Annotated in this window: 1 protein-coding gene; it reads right to left on the reverse strand. The window is 68.0% G+C overall.

Annotated features, from left to right (window positions below; genetic code table 11):
* The coding region (locus tag AC0L2D_RS31835; protein ID WP_473544125.1) for a hypothetical protein at positions 1–375 on the reverse strand (375 nt) is incomplete at both ends.

A 375-nucleotide genomic window follows, 5' to 3' on the forward strand; every position in this document is an offset into this window, starting at 1 on the left:
GTCGTCGACGATGTCGATGACGATGGCTGCCGGGGCCGACGACGAGGTGCCGTCAGAGACGGTGAGCGAGAAGCTGTCGGTCTCGGTGACTGCCGGAACGTCCGTGGTCGGGCTGGTCAGCGTGTACTGATAGGCCGCAACGCCGGTTGCCGGGTTGTAGCCGGTGATCAGCAGCGTGCCGTGGTCGCCCTGGAAGGCCGAACCGTTGAGGCTGCCAATGGCAACCGTGACGCCGCCGATGGTGACGCTCTGCACGTCGTCGAGCCCGTCGGCGTCCGACACCGTGAAGGTGCCTGTTGCAACCGTGCTGCCGTCGCCGGCCGCCGAACCCGCCGCCAGACCTGCTTCATAGACCTGGTCATGCGCGCCGGCCGG

This window comes from Mesorhizobium sp. WSM4833 (assembly GCF_055811095.1).